14 protein-coding genes and 1 tRNA gene are annotated in these 17,842 nt (G+C 73.7%); 9 read left to right on the forward strand and 6 right to left on the reverse strand.

Annotated features, from left to right (window positions below; all coding sequences use genetic code 11):
- Positions 1-8: 8 nt before the first annotated feature.
- The 3 genes from ACFFHU_RS03200 (at position 9) to ACFFHU_RS03210 (ending at position 6,881) form a co-directional block, all read left to right on the forward strand.
- Positions 9-1,163: an acyl-CoA dehydrogenase family protein gene (locus ACFFHU_RS03200; protein WP_377335460.1), complete on the forward strand. Its 1,155-nt coding sequence runs from the start codon at positions 9-11 to the stop codon at positions 1,161-1,163.
- 311 nt (positions 1,164-1,474) lie between these two features.
- Positions 1,475-4,015 carry an MMPL family transporter gene (locus ACFFHU_RS03205; protein ID WP_377335462.1) on the forward strand — a complete coding sequence of 847 codons (2,541 nt, stop codon included), beginning with the start codon at positions 1,475-1,477 and terminating at the stop codon, positions 4,013-4,015.
- A gap of 94 nt (positions 4,016-4,109) precedes the next feature.
- A complete protein-coding gene (locus ACFFHU_RS03210) occupies positions 4,110-6,881 on the forward strand; it encodes an ATP-binding protein (protein ID WP_377335464.1) in 2,772 nt (923 codons plus the stop codon).
- Positions 6,882-7,103: 222 nt separating this feature from the next.
- Here ACFFHU_RS03210 and ACFFHU_RS03215 read toward each other — a convergent pair whose 3' ends face one another.
- Positions 7,104-7,592 carry a MarR family winged helix-turn-helix transcriptional regulator gene (locus tag ACFFHU_RS03215; RefSeq protein WP_377335466.1) on the reverse strand — a complete coding sequence of 163 codons (489 nt, stop codon included), beginning with the start codon at positions 7,590-7,592 and terminating at the stop codon, positions 7,104-7,106.
- A gap of 104 nt (positions 7,593-7,696) precedes the next feature.
- Between ACFFHU_RS03215 and ACFFHU_RS03220 the strand changes: the two genes are divergently transcribed.
- Both ACFFHU_RS03220 and ACFFHU_RS03225 read left to right on the forward strand, forming a co-directional pair.
- Entirely contained in the window at positions 7,697-8,275 is a 579-nt protein-coding gene (locus ACFFHU_RS03220; RefSeq protein WP_377335468.1) for a YceI family protein, read from the forward strand.
- A 156-nt stretch (positions 8,276-8,431) separates the two neighbouring features.
- Complete coding sequence (locus tag ACFFHU_RS03225; RefSeq protein ID WP_377335469.1) at positions 8,432-9,910, forward strand: glutamate-cysteine ligase family protein; 1,479 nt, start codon at positions 8,432-8,434, stop codon at positions 9,908-9,910.
- A gap of 55 nt (positions 9,911-9,965) precedes the next feature.
- On the opposite strand, the gene ACFFHU_RS03230 is transcribed toward ACFFHU_RS03225, so the two are convergent.
- The gene (locus ACFFHU_RS03230) at positions 9,966-11,363 is read right to left on the reverse strand and encodes a hypothetical protein (RefSeq protein WP_377335470.1); all 1,398 of its coding nucleotides are present in this window, start codon (positions 11,361-11,363) and stop codon (positions 9,966-9,968) included.
- A 220-nt stretch (positions 11,364-11,583) separates the two neighbouring features.
- Between ACFFHU_RS03230 and ACFFHU_RS03235 the strand changes: the two genes are divergently transcribed.
- On the forward strand, positions 11,584-12,441 hold the full coding sequence (locus ACFFHU_RS03235) for a PASTA domain-containing protein (protein WP_377335472.1): 858 nt from the start codon (positions 11,584-11,586) through the stop codon (positions 12,439-12,441).
- A 5-nt stretch (positions 12,442-12,446) separates the two neighbouring features.
- Here ACFFHU_RS03235 and ACFFHU_RS03240 read toward each other — a convergent pair whose 3' ends face one another.
- Positions 12,447-12,734: a hypothetical protein gene (locus tag ACFFHU_RS03240; RefSeq protein WP_377335474.1), complete on the reverse strand. Its 288-nt coding sequence runs from the start codon at positions 12,732-12,734 to the stop codon at positions 12,447-12,449.
- A gap of 542 nt (positions 12,735-13,276) precedes the next feature.
- Between ACFFHU_RS03240 and ACFFHU_RS03245 the strand changes: the two genes are divergently transcribed.
- The 3 genes from ACFFHU_RS03245 to ACFFHU_RS03255 all read left to right on the forward strand — a co-directional run bounded on the left by ACFFHU_RS03245 (position 13,277) and on the right by ACFFHU_RS03255 (position 14,998).
- Positions 13,277-14,158 carry a helix-turn-helix domain-containing protein gene (locus tag ACFFHU_RS03245; protein ID WP_377335476.1) on the forward strand — a complete coding sequence of 294 codons (882 nt, stop codon included), beginning with the start codon at positions 13,277-13,279 and terminating at the stop codon, positions 14,156-14,158.
- Positions 14,128-14,349, forward strand: coding sequence for a DUF397 domain-containing protein (locus tag ACFFHU_RS03250; RefSeq protein WP_377336042.1), 222 nt, complete (start codon positions 14,128-14,130; stop codon positions 14,347-14,349). Before ACFFHU_RS03245 ends, ACFFHU_RS03250 begins: the two co-directional genes overlap by 31 nt.
- Positions 14,350-14,614: 265 nt before the next feature.
- Positions 14,615-14,998: a hypothetical protein gene (locus tag ACFFHU_RS03255; RefSeq protein ID WP_377335478.1), complete on the forward strand. Its 384-nt coding sequence runs from the start codon at positions 14,615-14,617 to the stop codon at positions 14,996-14,998.
- Between the two features lie 747 nt (positions 14,999-15,745).
- On the opposite strand, the gene ACFFHU_RS03260 is transcribed toward ACFFHU_RS03255, so the two are convergent.
- The 3 genes from ACFFHU_RS03260 to ACFFHU_RS03270 all read right to left on the reverse strand — a co-directional run bounded on the left by ACFFHU_RS03260 (position 15,746) and on the right by ACFFHU_RS03270 (position 17,815).
- Positions 15,746-16,552 (reverse strand): WecB/TagA/CpsF family glycosyltransferase, encoded by an 807-nt coding sequence (locus tag ACFFHU_RS03260; protein WP_377335480.1) that lies wholly within the window; start codon positions 16,550-16,552, stop codon positions 15,746-15,748.
- Positions 16,549-17,622: an NAD-dependent epimerase/dehydratase family protein gene (locus tag ACFFHU_RS03265; RefSeq protein ID WP_377335482.1), complete on the reverse strand. Its 1,074-nt coding sequence runs from the start codon at positions 17,620-17,622 to the stop codon at positions 16,549-16,551. The genes ACFFHU_RS03260 and ACFFHU_RS03265 overlap by 4 nt, the downstream gene beginning before the upstream one ends.
- Positions 17,623-17,729: 107 nt before the next feature.
- A tRNA-Leu gene (locus ACFFHU_RS03270) sits at positions 17,730-17,815 on the reverse strand.
- Between the last annotated feature and the right edge of the window lie 27 nt (positions 17,816-17,842).

Consider the following 17,842-nt stretch of genomic DNA (forward strand, 5'->3'; position numbering starts at 1 on the left):
AGGAACCCATGGACTTCCGGCTCACCGAGGAGCAAGAGGCGCTGCGGGAGACCGTACGCGAGTTCGCCCGCGAAGCCGTGGCGCCGGTGATCGCCGAGCACTACGAGCGGCACACCTTCCCGTACGACCTCATCCGGCAGATGGGCAAGATGGGGCTGTTCGGGCTGCCATTCCCGGAGGAGCACGGCGGGATGGGCGGCGACTACTTCGCGCTCTGCCTGGCGCTGGAGGAGCTGGCCCGGGTCGACTCGAGCGTCGCCATCACCCTGGAGGCGGCCGTCTCGCTGGGCGTCATGCCGATCTACCGGTTCGGCACCGACGAGCAGAAGGCGCAGTGGCTGCCGAAGCTCACCAGCGGCGAGGCGCTGGCCGGGTTCGGGCTCACCGAGCCGGGCACCGGGTCGGACGCCGGCGGCACGCAGACCCGGGCCGTGCTGGACGCGGCCACGAACGAATGGGTGATCAACGGCTCGAAGGCGTTCATCACGAACTCCGGCACCGACATCACCGCCCTGGTCACGGTCACCGCGGTGACCGGCACCCGGCCGGACGGGTCCAAGGAGCTGTCCACCATCATCGTGCCGTCCGGCACGCCCGGCTTCACCGTGGCGCCGGCGTACTCCAAGGTGGGCTGGAACGCCTCGGACACCCACGAGCTGACCTTCGACGACTGCCGGGTGCCCGCCGCGAACCTGCTCGGCGAGCGGGGCCGGGGCTTCGCCCAGTTCCTGCGGATCCTGGACGAGGGCCGGATCGCCATCGCCGCGCTGGCGGTTGGCCTCGCGCAGGGCTGCGTGGACGAGTCGATCAAGTATGCCCGGGAGCGGCAGGCGTTCGGCCAGCCGATCGGCAACTACCAGGCGATCCAGTTCAAGATCGCGGACATGGAGATGAAGGCGCACACCGCCCGGTTGGCCTACTACGACGCGGCCGCCCGGATGCTGGCCGGCGAGGACTTCAAGCGGCAGGCGGCCATCGCCAAGCTGCACGCCAGCACCATCGCGGTGGACAACGCCCGCGAGGCCACCCAGATCCACGGCGGGTACGGGTTCATGAACGAGTACCCGGTGGCGCGGTTCTGGCGTGACTCCAAGATCCTGGAGATCGGCGAGGGCACCTCCGAGGTCCAGCGAATGATCATCGCCCGCGACCTCGGCCTGTAAGGCTTGCAAGGAAGGGCCCCTTGTTATCGCTTTTTGTATAGCAAGGGGCCCTTCTTAACGCCCGTGCCGGCCGCGCCGCCCGTGCCGCCCGTGCCGGCCGCGTCGCCCGTGCCGGCCGCGTCGCCCGTGCCGGCCGCGTCGCCCGTGCCGGCCGCGTCGCCCGTGCCGGCCGCGCCGCCCGTGCCGGCGCGTATCGGGGCGGATCGTGACGGATCGCCGACAGCCGCTCCGGCCGTACGCCGGATCCGTCCGGGCCGTAACGGCTGCTTGGCTGGCCAACGGGCGGGTCGACCCCCGCCGCGGAGGTCGCCATGCTGGTCGCGCTGGCCCGTACCCTGCACCGCCGGCGTTGGCCCGTGCTCGGCGCCTGGCTGCTGCTGACGCTGGCCGGGCTGCTGGCCGCCGGCCCGGTGTTCGACCGGGCCGGCGATGAGGATCCGTTGCGGCCCGACGCGGAGTCGCGGTTGGCCGCGCACCGGGTCGACCAGCTGGTGCCGGAGGGCCCGGTCCTGGTGGCCGTGGTGCGGGACCGGGACCCGTACGACCCGGCGCTGGTGGCGAGCGTCCAGCGGACCGTCGCGGCGGTGCGGGCCACCGCCGGGGTCGTCGGGGTGCACGACCTGTACGACCCCGGGGGCAGCCAGATCGGCGCGGACAACCGGTCCACCCTGGTACGCGTCGAGCTGAGCCGGGGGCTGCCCGAGCCGGACCGGCGCCGGGCCGAGGACCGGGTCGTCGAGCTGCTGCACCGGATCGACGCGCCGCAGGTGCTAGTCGGCGGGGAGACCCTGGCCAAGCGCGCCTTCACCGACCAGGCCGTCCGGGACGCCGCGCGCGGCGAGACCGTGGCGCTCGGCGTCCTGCTGCTGCTCCTCCTGCTCACCCTCGGTCCGGTCCGCGGCCTGGTGCCGTTGGCCGCGGCGGTCGGCACGGTTGCCACCACGCTGCTGGCGCTGTTCGCCCTGGGCCGGGTCACCCAGCTCGGCCAGTTCACGGTCAACGTGGTGACGCTGCTCGGCACCGGGCTCGCTGTCGACTACGCGCTGCTGCTGGTGGCCGGCCTGCGCGAGGAGCTGGAGGCGACGCCCGCGGCGGATCGCGCCGAGCTCGCGGGCCGCACGCTGCGGACCGCCGGCCGGACCGTGCTGGCCGCCGGCTCAGCCGTGGCGGCCGGGATGGCCGCGTTGCTGCTGTTCGGCCAGCCGCTGCTGACCGGCATGGCCCTGGGCGGCGCGGTGGTTGCGCTGGTCGCCACGCTGGCCGGGCTCACCCTGGTGCCGGCGCTGCTCGCCGTCTGCCCGGTCCGCGCCGGCCGCCCCCGTTGGGCCGGCCGGTTTCGCCGGCTCCCCCGGGCCGTCCCGGGTCCGCTGCGCGGGCTCCCCCGGGCCGTGCCGGGCCCGCTGCGCCGGCTTCGCCGGGTCATGTCGGGTCCGCTGCGCCGGCTTTCCCGGGCCGTGCGGGGTGCGCTGCGCCGGCCCCGCCGGGTCATACCGGGTCCGCTGCGCGGGCTTCGTCGGGTCGTGCCGGGTCCGCTGCGCGGGCTTCACCCGGCCGAGCCAGGCCCGCCGCCCGCAGCATCCCGACCGGGGGTACGCGCGGTCCCGCTCGTCCGGATGGCCAGGTACGCGCAGCGGCGGCCGGTGGCGGTGCTCGTGGGGGTGGGCGGATCGCTGCTGCTGCTCGCGCTGCCCTTCCTGTCGGGCGCCCGGCTGGTCGACTCGGATGTCCGCGCGCTGCCCGCCGACGTCGAGGCGCGCCGGGCGTACGAGATCATCGAGCGCGACTTCGACGCGGACCGGGCGCCCCCGGTGGTTGTGGTGGTGGCGGCCGACCCGGCCGACGCCGCGGTCCGGGACCTGATGAACCGGATCATCCGGTCGCCGCAGGTGCTGCGCGTGCAGGGCCGCCCCGACGTGCCGGCCGGGTCGACCATCGTGGACGTGACACCGCGCGGCGGGCCGGCCGGCACGCCCTCCCGGGAGGTGGTCGACGCCGTACGCCGGCTGCCCGCGCCGGTTCCCGTGCTGGTCGGTGGCCCGGTGGCCGAGCTGATGGACTACCAGGACTCGGTGCGGACCCGGCTACCGCTGGCGCTGCTGGCCCTGATCCTGGCCGCGGGGGTTCCGTTGTTCCTGCTCACCGGGTCGGTGGTGATTCCGGTGAAGGGCGTGGCGATGACCGCGCTCACCCTGCTGGCCACCCTGGGCCTGCTGGTGCTGGTCTTCCAGCACGGCGTCGGGGCGTCGCTGCTCGGGGTCCGGGCCGGCCCGGTGGACGTGACCACACCGGTCCTGCTGCTGGTCTTCGTCGTCGGCCTGTCGACCGACTACGAGGCGTTCCTGCTGGAGCGGATCGGCCGGGAGTGGCGGCGCTCCAGCGCCGCACCCGACCGGACGGCCACCGACCGGACGGCTACCGACCGGACGGCTACCGACCGGACGGCTACCGACCGGACGGCTACCGACCGGACGGCTACCGACCGGACGGCTACCGACCGGACGGCTACCGACCGGACGGCTACCGACCGGGCCGTGCTGGCCGGCCTGCGCCGGACCGGTCCGGTGGTGGCGCTGGCGGCCGGCTGCATCACGGTGGTGTTCCTGGGCTTCCTGACCGGTCGGCTGGGCGCGGTCCAGCAGGTCGGCTTCGGCATGGCCGTGGCGGTGGCCATCGACGTCATTCTGGTACGCGGGCTGCTGATGCCCGCGCTGCTGCACCTGCTGGCCGGGCGCAACTGGTGGGCGCCCGGCCCGCTGCGCCGGTTGGCCCCGGGACCGCGGCCACTGGCCGACGGCGTTCCCCGGCCCGCCGCCACGGTCGCCCCGACCGCGGACACCGCCGCACTGTCCTGAGCGGACCGTCAACTGTCGGCTATCCGCCGGACCCCGAGTCGGCACCTCGACGGATCACTGCCTCCTGTCGCCCGGTCTGCGTACCCTTCCGCCCATGGCGGAGGATCATGGGACCACCCGGGGACCGGTGACCCTCGATGGGCTGCTCCGGCAGCGGCGGCTGGCCGTCGGGCTGACCCAGGCGGAGCTTGCGCAGCGTGCCGGCATCGGCGTCCGTACGGTCCGCGACCTGGAGCGGGGCCGGGCCACCCGGCCGCAGCGCACCACCGTCGAACTCCTCGCCTCGGCGCTCGGGCTCACCGGCGCGGATCGGTCGCTGTTCCTCTCGACGGCCCGTGGGGGTGCGGCCGGCGGCCAGCCGGACGAGCAGCCGGTCCCGGCGCCCAGCCTCAGCCTGCCGGCCCCGGCCGACCTGGTCGGCCGGGATCAGGACGTGGCCGAGCTGGGCGGCATCCTCGGCGGCCCGGACGGTGCGGCGCCGGCCCTGGTGAGCCTGGTCGGACTCGCAGGGGCGGGCAAGACCGGCCTGGCCCTGGCCGTGGCGGCCCGGGTCGCGGACCGGCACCCGGGCGGGACGGCCGGCATCGTGATCACCGAGAATTCGTCCGCCAACGACGTCTTGTCCACGGTGGCCACCGTGTTCGCGGTGGCCCGCGCCGACGATCTGCCGGCGCGACTGGCCCGGGGGCCGGCGCTGCTGCTGGTGGACGCCATCGAGCGGCAGCCGGCCGCGGCCGCCGAGGCCGTGCAGTGGCTGACCAGGCGGGCCCCGACGCTGCGGGTCCTGGCCACCGGCCGGCATCCGGTCGGGTTGCCCGGCGAGCGGGTCTGGCCGGTGACTCCGCTGGAGGTGCCGCCGCCGGACGCCCCGGCGGAGCTGGCCGCCATCGACCGCTATCCGGCCGTGGTGCTCTTCCTGCGGCGGCTGCGGCAGGTGCGCTCCGAGCCGCTCCGGCCGGACGAGGTGCCCGCCCTCATCGGGCTGGCCCACCGGCTCGGCGGGCTGCCGCTGGCGATCGAACTCGCCGCCGCCCGCGGCCGGATCCTCGACCTGACCGAGATGCTGCTCCGGTACGGCGACCGGGTGCTCGACCTCTCCGGGCCGTCCACCACCCGGCAGGCGGTCACGGTGACGCTGCGGGACGCGGTGGCGGCCAGCTACCGTCTCCTCGAACCGGCCGAGCGGGCCGCGCTGCGCCGGCTGGCCGTCTTCCGCCACCGCTGGTCGGTGGAGCTGGCCGAGGCGATGCTGAAGCATGCCGGCGACGACGCTCGGCCGCCCGCCGACCCGGTGCCGCTGCTGGACCGGCTGCTGGCGCTGGGGCTGCTGAGCACCCGGGGCACCGGCCGGTTCCGGTTCCGGCTGCTCGACGTGGTGCGCGACTTCGCCACTGAGCGGGCCGCCGCCGAGGGCGAGCTGACGCTGATCCGGGGACGGCACGCCGTGGTGCTCGCCGACATGGCGAACCGGGTCGCCCCGGAGCTGGTCGGGGCCAACCTGATCCGGGCCGTCGGCATCCTCGACGAGGTGAGCGCCGACCTCTGGGCCGCGCTCGCCCACGCCGCGATCGACGATCCGCACACGGCACTCCGGCTGGCGGCCGCGCTCCCGCGGTGGTGGCGGTTCCGGGGCCGTGACGTGGCGGGCCGGCAGTGGCTGCGCCGGCTGTTGGACGACCCGCGCACGGCCGACGCCGACCCGGTGCTGCGGGCATGGGCGCAGATCGGCATCGCGCAACTGGCCCAGGAGCACGGCGAGGGTCCGCGCGAGCTCACCGGCGTTCAGCAGGCACTGTGGCAGTTCCAGCAGGCCGGCGACGTGTCGGGCGAGCTGGCTGCCCGTACCGTCCTGTGCGGCCTTTACACCGCGGTCGGCGGACACGGCGAGGCGCGCCGGCACGGCGAGGCCGTGCTGGCGCTGGCCGGTCGCACGGGCCGGACCCGGGACATGGCCGTGGCCCAGAACAACCTGACCTGGCACGAGATCCGCACCGGTGACCTGGCCGCGGCGCGGCGCCGGCTGGCCGCCGTGGACCGGCTCGCGGCGCAGTGCGGCGAGGAGCGGCTGCGGGTGCTGGCCCGGGCCAACCTGGCCGACGTGGCCCGGCTCGACGGCCGGTACGCCGAGGCCGTGCAGCACGGCCGCCGGGTGGCCCGGGCGCTGGCCGACCTGGGCGACCCGGGGCACCGCCGCCGGGTGCTCGGCACGGTCGGCCTCGCGCTGGCCCAGGACGGGCGGCTGACCGAGGCCGAGGCCGTCCTGGCCGAGTTGCGCGCGACGCTCCCACCGACCGGGCCGGTCCCGGGCCCGGCGGGCGAGTTCGAGTCGGGCGCACCGCTGTTCGCGCCGGCCGGTGTCGAGCCGGCTGCCGGTGGTGTCCGGCGCGCTGCCGGTGGGGCCGAGCCGGCTGACGGTGGGGTCGAGGGCGTTGCCGGTGGCGTCGGGCGGGCTGCCGGTGGGGTCGAGCCGGCCACCGGCGGGGTCGAGGGGGCCGCGGGCGGTACTGGGCCGACGGGGCGCGCTGGCGATGGCCCGAACGGAGCGGCCGGGCCGGGCCGGCTCCGCGAGGATGGGACCATCGCGTTGCTCGAGGGTCAGCTGGCGCTGCGGCGCGGGGATCGGGAATGGGCGGCCGAGTGGTTCGCGGCCGCCGCACGGGCCAGCACGAACGCCCGGGACGCCCGGGACGTGGTGGAGGCCCTGGTCGGCCTGGTGGCCAGCACCGACGACCCGGCCGCGCGGACCGCGCTGCGGGAGCGCCTGGACTTCACCTGCCAGGAGGCGGCCATCAGCCTGCTTCCGCACGAGCGCGCGCTGGTCGATGCCGCCGGGACGATCCCCGGGCAGCGGCCCCCGGCGGACTGACCGGCGCCGACCCATCCCCCCTGACGGATCAACGCCGGTCAGGACCGCCCCGAGGTGACGCGGACGGATCGGCCCCCGACAGCCCCTCGCTCGCGTCCATCCACGCCACTCCCGTGCCCCCCGCTTGCAGACACTAGCCAGCGCTGTCTAGCCACCTGAGCCGTTTGTCGAGATTATCCGAATACCCGAATGACTTCTGCCGGTCTTTCTGCCGGTCCTGCCTCAGCACCTCTCGGGCTCGGCCTCGCTGCCCGCCGTGGCCCCGGGATGTACGGCGTCCCGCAGCGTTCGCAGCGACGCGAGCAGATGGTCGAGATCTGCCGGCGCGAGCTGGCCGGTGAACCAGTCCTCGATGATGCGCAGGTGCCCGGGCAGGGTCTGGTCCAGCCGGCAGCGGCCTTCCTCGGTGGCCACGGCGTACGAGCTGCGCCGGTCGGATGGGCAGGCCCGGCGCCGGATCAGTCCGTCCCGTTCCATCCGGTCCACGACCCGGGTGACCCCGCTGGTGGACAGCGAGGTCTGCGCCGCGAGGTCGCTCATCCGCAGTTGGTGGCCCGGGGATCGGGCGAGTCGCATCAGCACCTCGAACTCGACCATGGACAGGTCGTGCTGGTCCAGTTGCGCGGCGAACCGCGCCGCCAGCCCCGAATACGTCTCGACGAACAGGCCGAGCGCCGTGATCCGGGGATCGTCGAAGAGGTTCTGGGTCACCGGTCCATCGTAGCAATACTTGACACGGGGAATATCGCCGTGACTATAGTTGCTCGTACAGCTGTTGAGGTACTAAACCAAATCTCCGCAGGAGGAGTTCCGCCATGACCACCAGCACCGGAGTCACCCGCGACTGGCAGGGTCTCACGATCCCGGCTGCCGGCACCTACGAGCTCGACCAGGCCCACCAGCGGGTCGGCTTCATCGCCCGGCACATGATGGTGAGCAAGGTGCGCGGCCAGTTTACCGAGGCGACGGCCACGATCACCGTGGCCGAGGACCCGCTGGAGTCGTCCGTCCAGGCCACCATCGCAGCGGCGAGCATCTCCACCGGGCAGGCCGACCGGGACACCCACCTGCGCGGCGGCGACTTCCTGGACGTCGAGACGTACCCGACGCTCGAGTTCCGCAGCACCGGCGTCCTCTCGCACAGCGGCGCGGAGTTCGTCCTCGCCGGAGAGCTGACCATCCGCGGGGTCACCCGGCCCGTCGAGCTGACGGTCGAGTTCGAGGGCGTCGGCCGGAGCCCGTTCGGCACGGACATCTTCGGCTTCACGGCCAGCACCGAAATCGACCGGGAGGACTTCGGCCTCACCTGGAACGTCGCCCTCGAGACGGGCGGCGTCCTGGTCGGCCGCAAGGTCAAGATCGAGATTGAGGGCGAGGCCGTCCGGCAGGCCTGACCTGGATCGCACCGCGGCCCGTACCCGAATCCGGGTACGGGCCGCGGTCGTCGCGGGGTGAGGGTTCCCACTGTGATCGCGCGTAACGGCTGGGTAAGGCAGGATGAAGCGTCCGGGCGAACACGCGTCCGATAGCGCCGCGCACCTGGAGGACACATGGGCCGCGACGTCTCGCAGGGCGTCTTCTCCCGAGAGGATCGGGTCCGGTACCGGCAGAAGGTGCGTCGCTGTCTCGACGTCTTCGCCCTGATGCTCGACGACTTCGGTTTCGACGCGGACCGGCCGATGACCGGGTTGGAGATCGAACTCAACCTGGCGGACGGCACCGGCGAGCCGGCCATGCGCAACTCGGAGATCCTCGCCAACCTCGCCGACCCCAACTTCCAGACCGAGCTGGGCCGGTTCAACCTCGAGCTGAACGCCGCGCCCCGGTTGATCGAAGGCAACGGCTTCGCCGACTACGAGCAGGACCTGCGGGACAGCCTGGCCCGGGCCGACGAGCGGGCCACCCGCTCGGACGCCCGGATCGTCATGGTCGGCATCCTGCCCACCCTGACCGCCGGCCATCTGGTGGTGGACAACCTCTCCGCCAACGAGCGGTACCAGGTGCTCAACGAGCAGATCGTCACGGCCCGCGGCGAGGACATCGAACTGGACATCCGCGGCGTCCAGCGGCTGGAGACGCACACCGACTCCATCGCCCCGGAGGCCGCCTGCACCAGCCTGCAGCTCCACCTACAGGTGGCGCCGGACAGCTTCGCCGACGTCTGGAACGCCGCCCAGGCCATCGCCGGGGTACAGGTCGCGCTCGGCGCGAACTCTCCGTATCTCTACGGCAAACAGCTCTGGGCCGAGACCCGGGTGGCGCTCTTCGAGCAGGCCACCGACACGCGGCCGGACGAGCTCAAGGCCCAGGGGGTACGCCCGCGGGTGTGGTTCGGTGAGCGGTGGATCACCTCGATCTTCGACCTGTTCGAGGAGAACGTCCGCTACTTCCCGCCGCTGCTGCCGATCTGCGACGACGAGGATCCGGTGGAGGTGCTGCACGACGGCGGCGTACCCCAGCTGGCCGAGCTGCGACTGCACAACGGGACCGTCTACCGCTGGAACCGGCCCGTCTACGACATCATGAACGGCCGGCCACACCTGCGGGTGGAGAACCGCGTCCTGCCCGCCGGTCCGACCGTGGTGGACATGCTGGCCAACGCGGCGTTCTACTTCGGGCTCGCCCGGGAGCTGTCCGAGTCCGACCGCCCGGTGTGGAGCCAGCTGACCTTCAGCACGGCCGAGGAGAACTTCCACGCGGCCGCGCGACGCGGCATCGAGGCCACGGTCTTCTGGCCGCGGCTGGGCGAGGTCCGGGTTACCGATTTGGTCCTGGATGTGCTGCTGCCCCGCGCCGCCGCCGGGCTCGACCGGTTCGGCGTGGCCGCCCCGCATCGGGATCGCCTGCTCGGCATCATCGAGCAGCGCTGCCGTACCCGCCGCAACGGCGCGGTATGGCAGACCGAGACTGTGCGGGCCGCCGAGCGCGGCCGGGGGATGGACCGCAAGGCGGCGCTGCACCACATGGTCCAGCGCTACGGCGAGCTGCAGCGCAGCAACGAGCCGGTGCACACCTGGCCGGTGGACTGACATCCTCGCCCTGCGTGCGGGCGGAGGTCCTGGTGATCACCGTCCGCGCGCGGGATCAGCCTCCCGAGCGGCCTCGCCGGGCGGCGCCCGCCCCCGGCGCGTCCGGTTCGTCGACCGGCCCACCCCGACCTGCCTCGGTCTCCTCCGGGGCGGCAGCCTGGGCCGGGATCCGGCCGGCCCTGCCCCGGGGCGTACGCCGGGACGGCTTGGCCCCGGCGACCGGTTCGGCGGGAACGCTCGCCGCCGGCTCCGGCGTTGCCGGCGCCGGGTCGCCGGCGCCCTTGCGCGCCGGCCCCGACGTCGCCCGCTCCGGGTCGCCGGCGCCCTTCCTCGCCGGCTGGGGTCCGGGCGCCTCCGCGCCCAGCGGGCGGGCCGCCGGTGCGCCAGCGTCGACCCGGCCGGGTGCCGCCGCCCGGCCCACGGCCGGGGAGGCCGGCCGGTCCAGCGCCGTGCCGCCGGGATGCGCCGTACCCGCTGGGCCGTCGGTCGCCGCGGCGATGGCCGCCGGGCCGCCGGCGTCCGCGGCGACGGCCGTCGGGGCGTCCCGGTCCGCCGGATCGCCGGCGCGGTCGCGGCGCTGGGCGTACGCGGCCACCAGCGCCGAGCCGAGCAGGCCGGCCACCATGGCGTACGGCGCGATGACCTGGGCGGGCAACTGGTCGGCGCGGACGCCGGCGAGTCGCGGCGTGGTCAGGAAGTACGCGGCCGCCACCAGCGCCGGACCTGCGGCGCCGGAGACGGTGGCGCCGACCCGGCGAGCGGGCCGGGCGGCCTGCCGGCGGGCGGCAACGGCGCCGATCAGCACGGCCGAGGCGAACGACAGGGCCGCGCCGGGCCAGTACAGGTAGCCGCGCAGCCAGTAGCGGTCGTCCTCGGTGATCCGCCAGGTGCCGAGCTGGACGCCGGACGACCGGTCCCCGGCCACCACGGCGTCCGCCACGGCCACGATGGCCAGCACCCAGATCCAGGCCACCGTGCCGAGAATGTTGCTGGCGACGGCCGGCGAGGTGAGGGCCCAGATCGCGACCAGCACCCCGAGCAGCACGCCGAGGACCGCGTACGCCGCCGCGATGGTCTGCGGGGTGAAGGTGTCCGTCGGGGTGGCCACCCGGGCCGGCACGGCCACGAGAGCGACCGTCAACAGCCCGCCGAGCGCGGCCGACAGGGCCAGCACCAACCGCCAGAGGCCACCGGCCAGGCCGCCAGCGCGAGGCCCGTCCGGGTCCGGGCCGCTCAGCCGGGCCGCGCAGATGGCACCGCAGACGGTGGCCGTGGCCGCCACCCAGATGGCCCAGGCCACGCCGGTCTGCCAGGCCAGCTGGCCCGGACCGTCCGTCGCCGGCTGCCAGGCGATGATGCCGAGGCCGTAACCCAGGCCGAGTTGCGCGGCGCCGGTGCCCGCGGCGACAGCGGCGGCCGTTCCGACCGATCCAAACCAGCCTCGTACGGCCATGCCGGGCAGCGTAGCGGGCCGGCGGCGAGCCGGCGAGCGGTGCTCGGGTTACGGCGCCGGTCGATGCGCCGGCGCTACCCGTCGCGACCGCGCGGCCCCGTTCGGTCAACGGGTGAGTGCCACCCGGAGCATCGGGTACCTGGCAGAGATCGGTCCTGACGACGGCCCGGGCGGATAATCGAACCCTCGTGGGGCGGGGCCCAACGGAGAGGACGGGGCGATGCCGGAGCAGGGTGAGCCGCGGGGCGGCGACGCGGGCGGCCGCGACCGGTCGCGCGGCGGGGGGCCGGGCGCCGAGCCCGACCAGACCCGGCCGTTCGGCCCGTTCGACGCCGAGGAGTCGCCCCGGCCGGAGCAGCCGACCCAGCAGCTCCGACCCGGGTCGTACCCCTCGGAGCCGACCCGGTCGATGCCGGCGACGGGCCGGCCCGACCAGACCCGGGCCTTCTCCCCGAACGAGACCCGGCCGCTGCCGCCCGCCGGGGCGACCGGCCAGGGTGGCACCCCGGCCGCTCCGGTCTGGTCGGGGCGGGCCGGGGTGCCACCCCGGTCGTCGGTGCCGGCGGCCGAGGTGATCCAGCAGAGTTGGGAGACGGACGAGCGCCCCGGCGGCCGTCCCTGGTGGACTCCGATCCTGCTCGGGATCGTGGCGCTCGTCCTGGTCGCCGCCCTGGCCGTCGGGGTGTGGCTGATCCTGCACGCCACCCCGGACGGGACGGCGCCGACGCCCGGCCCGTCCTCGGCGCCGGTGGCCACGACGACGCCGCCGGCCACCAGCGCCGCGCCGACGTCCGCGGCCGCGCCGACCTCGGCGGCGGCCGTGGTGGTCCCGCCGGTGGTGGGGCTGCCCGAGGCCAACGCGCGGGCGCTGCTGGATCAGTTCGGCCTCAACTACCGGCTGCAGTTCCGGGATTCAAACCGCCCGCCGGGCACCGTGATCGCGACCGAGCCCGGCACCGGTTCGCAGGTGGCGCCCGGCACGGTGGTCACGCTCATCGTGGCCCAGGCGCCGACCGCGGCACCGACCTCCACGTCGCCGGTCCAGCCCACCGGCGTGCCGACCAGCCCGGAGGGCTGACCGGCTCAGACGCGGGCCCGGCCGGTCGCCAACCGTCCGGGCCGGGACGTCTCGCTGGGCCGGCGCGGGGCCGGCGCCGGCGACCGGAACTGCCGGAGCCCTTCCTTCTGCACGAAGATGGTCCGCCGATCCGTCGCGTCGCCCGACATGTTGAGCTCGTAGCCGTCGAGCCAGATCCAGCCGTCGTAGGTCGGCCAGTCGAGCACGCGGATCACCCGGAAGAGGATCGGCTCGCTGAACTGCACGCTCGCGGCGCGGGTCACCTGAAGCACATCGCCTGATCGGGGAAGCATGTCAACTCCCGGTCTGCATTCGTACGCCAGGACGAGGCCGGCGAGAGGTGGTTTGATGTGGATGGACGTCCGTTCCGTGTGGACACGAGCGTGGATGATCGGCCGGGGGCCGGCAGCCGGACTCGCCAACTGCCGGGCCGGCCTCGCCCGACGACCGACCGGGAAACCGCTCCCGCCGCCGCAGCCTCCGGCGTCCAGCGGCGGGGTCCCTACCCGGGAGGTCATCGGACGTGCGAGCTGACTCGACCCGCTCAAATCGGGCCGGCGGGGCCGGCACGGGAACGCTGAGTGATCCGAGGCATACGGACAGCCTGCATCACCAGACATGATCAATGCAAGTTGCATGTCAGCATCTGCACGGAATTTGCACCCCGCCGCGGAGGCGCTTGAACTGGCCGGCCGCAGCGCGGCAGACTGGACCGAAACTCCGTCGTCGCACGCTGACTGTCCACTCTGTCCGCTGTGGCAACGACCGCCCGCCGATCGACGTCGCGCCCTCGGCGGGTTGCCGCCCCCCGCGCGATCGACCGGAGGTGACGCGGGTGACCGAGCGTCGGAGCCCAACCATCCGGCGCCGCCGTCTCGGCGCCGAGCTACGTCGGCGCCGCGAGACCGCCGGCGTCACGATCGAGTCCGTGGCCGAGGAGCTGGAATGCTCCGCGTCCAAGATCTCCCGCATCGAGACCGGCCACACCTCGGCCACCCCGCGGGACGTCCGGGACATGCTTCGGATCTACGGGGTCGTGGGCGCCGAGAGCGACGAGCTCGTGCAGATCGCCCGCGAGGCCCGGCAGAAGGGCTGGTGGCACCCGTACAGCACGGTGCTGACCGGGGCGTACGTCGGGATGGAGGCGGCCGCCAGCTCGATCCGGGCGTACGAGCAGCAGGTCGTGCCGGGTCTGCTGCAGACCGAGGAGTACGCCAAGGCGATGATCCGGGCGGCCCGTCCGGACATCGCCGACGAGGAGGTCGACCAGCGTGTCCGTGTCCGGTTGGGTCGTCAGTCGTTACTGAGCCAGGACGATCCGATCGACTTGTGGGTGGTGCTGGATGAGGCGGTAGTGAGCCGTCCGGTGGGTGGCGACACGGTGATGCGGACCCAGTTGGCGCGGTTGGTCGAGGCGGCCGAACTGCCCAACGTGACGTTGCAGATCCTGCCCTTCGAGGCCGGAGGCCATGCCGGGATGGACGGCACCTTCACGATCCTCGATTTCCCAGAGGCGGGCGACCCGGACGTCGTGTACGCGGAGAACGCCACCGGTGGGCTCTTCCTGGAAAAGAGCGAAGAACTGCAGAAGTACATCTTCATTTTCGACCACATCCGGGCGGCGGCCATCCCACCCGAGGAGTCCGTCGCCCTGATCGCAAAGCTGGCAGAGGAGCCATCGTGGAAGTGGAGACCAAAGGTTTCCGCGTCGACCTGAGTCACGCCGCCTGGTACAAGAGCTCGCGCAGCGGACCCAACTGCGACAACTGTGTCGAGGTTGCCTTCGTGAGTGGTGCCATCGCGGTTCGTGACTCCAAGAACCCGTCTGGTGCGGCCCTGATCTTCACGCCGGACGAGTGGGACGCCTTCGTGGGCGGCGCCAAGGACGGCGAGTTCGACCTGAACTGACCCGAGCACATCCCCCCGTACGACAAGATCTCGGCCGCATCGCGGCGGCCGGTCACGACGCGGTCATCGGCGGCCAACCGGCCGGCGATGGCCGCGTCGCTCCTCACCCGGCGGGCATTCGTCAGCGCTGGGTCGCCGGCTCGGCACCGGGCGTAATGCCGTGGATCGTGGCGTCGCCGGGCGGCCGCCCTGTCGTTGTACCAGTCGGCACGGCGCTGCCGGCCAACCCGCTCGCGGGTTCCGAGACCGAGCGAGGGTGAGACGGATGACGATCGATTCGGAAAACCTGACCAACGGGCCAGGCAAGCCCGAGCGTTTCGGCGGCAAGTACCGCGGCGCGCGTCGGGACAGCGTACTGGCCGAGGCGCCCCTGCCGGCCGACGATTCGAGCCGGGACGGTGCCGGCGCCGAACCGCCCGGCATGCCGCCGCTGGCCATGGCCGGGCTCACCGAGCCGGTCTTCGAGCCGTCCGACTGGTCCGGCACCGGCAACGTCGAGCCGTTGCTGGAGCACCCGCTGCTACGCGGCCTGCTCATGGAGTTGCCGCCCAAGGGGCGCGGGCCGTCGCCGGAGTGGCTCGACCGCTGGTTCGAGGCGACCCGAGCCATCCTCGACCTGCTCTACGCGCAGGGGGCCGGCACCCGCTGAGTCGCCGGTCGGCCGGGCCGCCCGGGGGAGGGGGCGAGCCGGAACGACCGCGCGTTCGACCAGCCGGTTGTGCCGCAGTGCCTGCCGGGCGGCGATCGCCACCACCAGGAGCACCGTGGCGGTGACCCCCGGACCCACCAACCGGGCGTCGAGGGCCGGCGTCGCGAGGACCGCGGTGACCGCGGCCGGCAGCGCGGCGATGCCCGCCAGCTGAGCCGGCAGCACGACGAGTGGATGCGCGGCGGCGGCCCGGAGCGCGGGTGGGACCGGGGCATCCGGGACCCGGGACAGGGCGGACGCCCCGGCGCGCAGCCGACGCAGCCGGGGCACGCTGCAGGCCAGGACCACCGCGGCCGGCAGCGCTGGCAGGGCCATGGCCGGACCCAACCGGTCGGCCGCAGCGGTGCCCGAGCCGCTCAGCGCCATGGTCTCGACCAGCGCGGTGCCCGCCACCCCCGCCAGCCCCAACCAGAGCAGCACGGCGGCGCGCCGAGCCAAGGACCGGGACGGCCGCCGCGGCAGCCCGTCCACCAGCAACGCCGTCGCGAGCCAGAGCCCACCGACGGCCAGCACCACGCCCAGCTTCACGTCCATGAATGCAGCCTGCTCGACCGGCGCCACGAGGTCATCCGGGACCGTCCCCCGGACGGCCCGCAGATCCGGCCCGTAGGGGGCGGTTCCGGCACGGGCGTTAAGCGGGGGCCCTTCCTATACGGAAAGCGATAAGAAGGGGCCCTTCCTTACCTCTCAGACGGGGAAGGTGGCGGGGCGGGTCTGGGCCGGCGCCGGCGGTGTCGCCCGCCAGAGGCTGAGCCGCTGGGCGGTCAACCGGGCCAGATACGCGGGGTTGAGCAGGACGTAGCGGCGCCAGAGCCGGCCCGGCTCCAGCCCCAACCGCCACAGCCACTCCAGGCCGGCCCGCTGCATCCATGGCGGGGGCGTGCGGAGCAGCCCGGCGTGGTAGTCGAAGGCGGCCCCGACGGCCAGCAGCGGCATGTCCAGCAGCGGCCGCATGGCGTACGCGAAGACCTCCTGGCGCGGGCAGCCGAGCCCGACCAGGACCAGCCGGGCCCCGGAGGACCGGATCCGGTCGGCGATCTCCACGTCCTCGCCCGGCTGGGCGGAGCGGAACTTCGACGGCTCGACGCCGGCCAGCTTGAGGGCCGGGAACATCCGTTCCAGCGCCGGCACCAGCCGGGCGAGGGTCGGCTCGGTCGAGCCGTACAGGTAGACCGGCAGGCCCTCGTCGGCGCAGCGGGCCAGGACGCGCAGCGTGAGCGTCGGGCCGTACACCCGGTCGGTGAGGCCGGCGTGGTGCAGCAGGTTGAGCGCCCAGCGCACCGGTTGGCCGTCCGGGGTGATCAGGTCGAAGGAGTTCAGCCGGGCGTTGTGCGGCGGATCCTGCACCCCGGTCATCACGCCGTGCACGGCCAGCGCGGTCAGCGCGAACGGCCGGCGCTCCCGGGCGGCCGCCACCACCTGCTCGGTGGCGGCGTCGTAGTCGACGGCGTCGACCAGGACGCCGAGGACATTCCGCTTGCCCTGACTGATCACGCCTTCGGCACCCAGTTCTCGGCGTTGGCCTGGTAGATCTCCCGGAGGATCATCGGCACGTCGTACGTGAGCTTCCAGTCCGGGTAGTGCTCCTCGAACCGGGCCGTGCTGCTGATCCACCACTGGTGGTCGCCGGTGCGGTTGCGCTCGAGATAATTGATCTTCGCTTCCCGGCCGCTGATCTCCTCGGCCAGCCGGAACGCCTCGATGTGCGAGGCGTTCGAGTGCCGGCCGCCGCCGAGGTTGTAGACCTCGCCCGAGCGCGGGTTGCGGAAGAACGCCTCGAACGCGGTCAGCACGTCGTGCGAGTGGATGGCGTCCCGGACCATCTTGCCCTTGTAGCCGAAGAGGTTGTACGTCCGGCCTTCCATCACGGCGCGCATGAGGTAGGCCAGGTAGCCGTGCAGCTCCGCCGCGGCGTGCGCCGGGCCGGTCAGCGTGCCGCCCCGGAAGCAGGCCGTACGCATCCCGAAGTAGCGGCCGTATTCCTGGACCGCCACGTCGGCGGCGACCTTGGAGACCCCGAAGATCGAGTGCAGGCAGCCGTCGATCGACATGTCCTCGGTCACACCCTGGTGATAGGGGTGGTCCGCGGGCAGCTCGTACCGGGTCTCCTGCTCGATCAACGGGAGGCTGTTCGGCCGGTCGCCGTACACCTTGTTGGTGGAACAAAAGATGAACGGTGCGTCGATGGCGTGCTGCCGGGTGTTCTCCAGCAGGTTGAGTGTGCCGACCGCGTTCACGTCGAAGTCCGTCAGCGGCTCCTTGGCGGCCCAGTCGTGGCTCGGCTGCGCGGCGGTGTGGATCACCACGGAAATGTCCGACCCGTACTTCTTGAAGACCTGCTCGAGCGCGTCCCGGTCCCGGATGTCGGTGCCGAAGTGCGTGTACGCCGAGCCGAGATCCCCGGTCAGCCGCTGGAGGTTCCCGGCCGTCGAGCCGTCCTCGCCGAAGAAGTAGCGGCGCATGTCGTTGTCGATGCCGACCACGTCCATGCCCAGTCCGGCGAAATGGCGGACGGCCTCCGCCCCGATCAGGCCGCCGGATCCGGTCACCAACGCGACACTCACACGCCACTCCTGGATTCGAGGATGCAGGACAACCACAGGAGCATAGCCCGTGGCTGGACGGGTGCCCGATACGACGAGAGGCCCCGCGCCGCGGGGCCTCTCGTCGTTGGTGGGGAAGGGGGGAGTTGAACCCCCACGCCCTTTCGGGCACACGGACCTGAACCGTGCGCGTCTGCCATTCCGCCACTTCCCCGTGGCACAGCGCCGGGAACAAGTGTAA

It is taken from the genome of Plantactinospora siamensis, assembly GCF_042434095.1.
Lineage (GTDB): Bacteria > Actinomycetota > Actinomycetes > Mycobacteriales > Micromonosporaceae > KBS50.

Excerpts from the sequence above, each read along its gene's own strand:
- ACFFHU_RS03200 (WP_377335460.1), top strand. The coding sequence starts at position 9 with ATGGACTTCCGGCTCACCGAGGAGCAAGAGGCGCTGCGGGAGACCGTA.
- ACFFHU_RS03205 (WP_377335462.1), top strand. The coding sequence starts at position 1,475 with ATGCTGGTCGCGCTGGCCCGTACCCTGCACCGCCGGCGTTGGCCCGTG.
- ACFFHU_RS03210 (WP_377335464.1), top strand. The coding sequence starts at position 4,110 with ATGGCGGAGGATCATGGGACCACCCGGGGACCGGTGACCCTCGATGGG.
- ACFFHU_RS03220 (WP_377335468.1), top strand. The coding sequence starts at position 7,697 with ATGACCACCAGCACCGGAGTCACCCGCGACTGGCAGGGTCTCACGATC.
- ACFFHU_RS03225 (WP_377335469.1), top strand. The coding sequence starts at position 8,432 with ATGGGCCGCGACGTCTCGCAGGGCGTCTTCTCCCGAGAGGATCGGGTC.
- ACFFHU_RS03230 (WP_377335470.1), bottom strand. The coding sequence starts at position 11,363 with ATGGCCGTACGAGGCTGGTTTGGATCGGTCGGAACGGCCGCCGCTGTC.
- ACFFHU_RS03235 (WP_377335472.1), top strand. The coding sequence starts at position 11,584 with ATGCCGGAGCAGGGTGAGCCGCGGGGCGGCGACGCGGGCGGCCGCGAC.
- ACFFHU_RS03240 (WP_377335474.1), bottom strand. The coding sequence starts at position 12,734 with ATGCTTCCCCGATCAGGCGATGTGCTTCAGGTGACCCGCGCCGCGAGC.
- ACFFHU_RS03255 (WP_377335478.1), top strand. The coding sequence starts at position 14,615 with ATGACGATCGATTCGGAAAACCTGACCAACGGGCCAGGCAAGCCCGAG.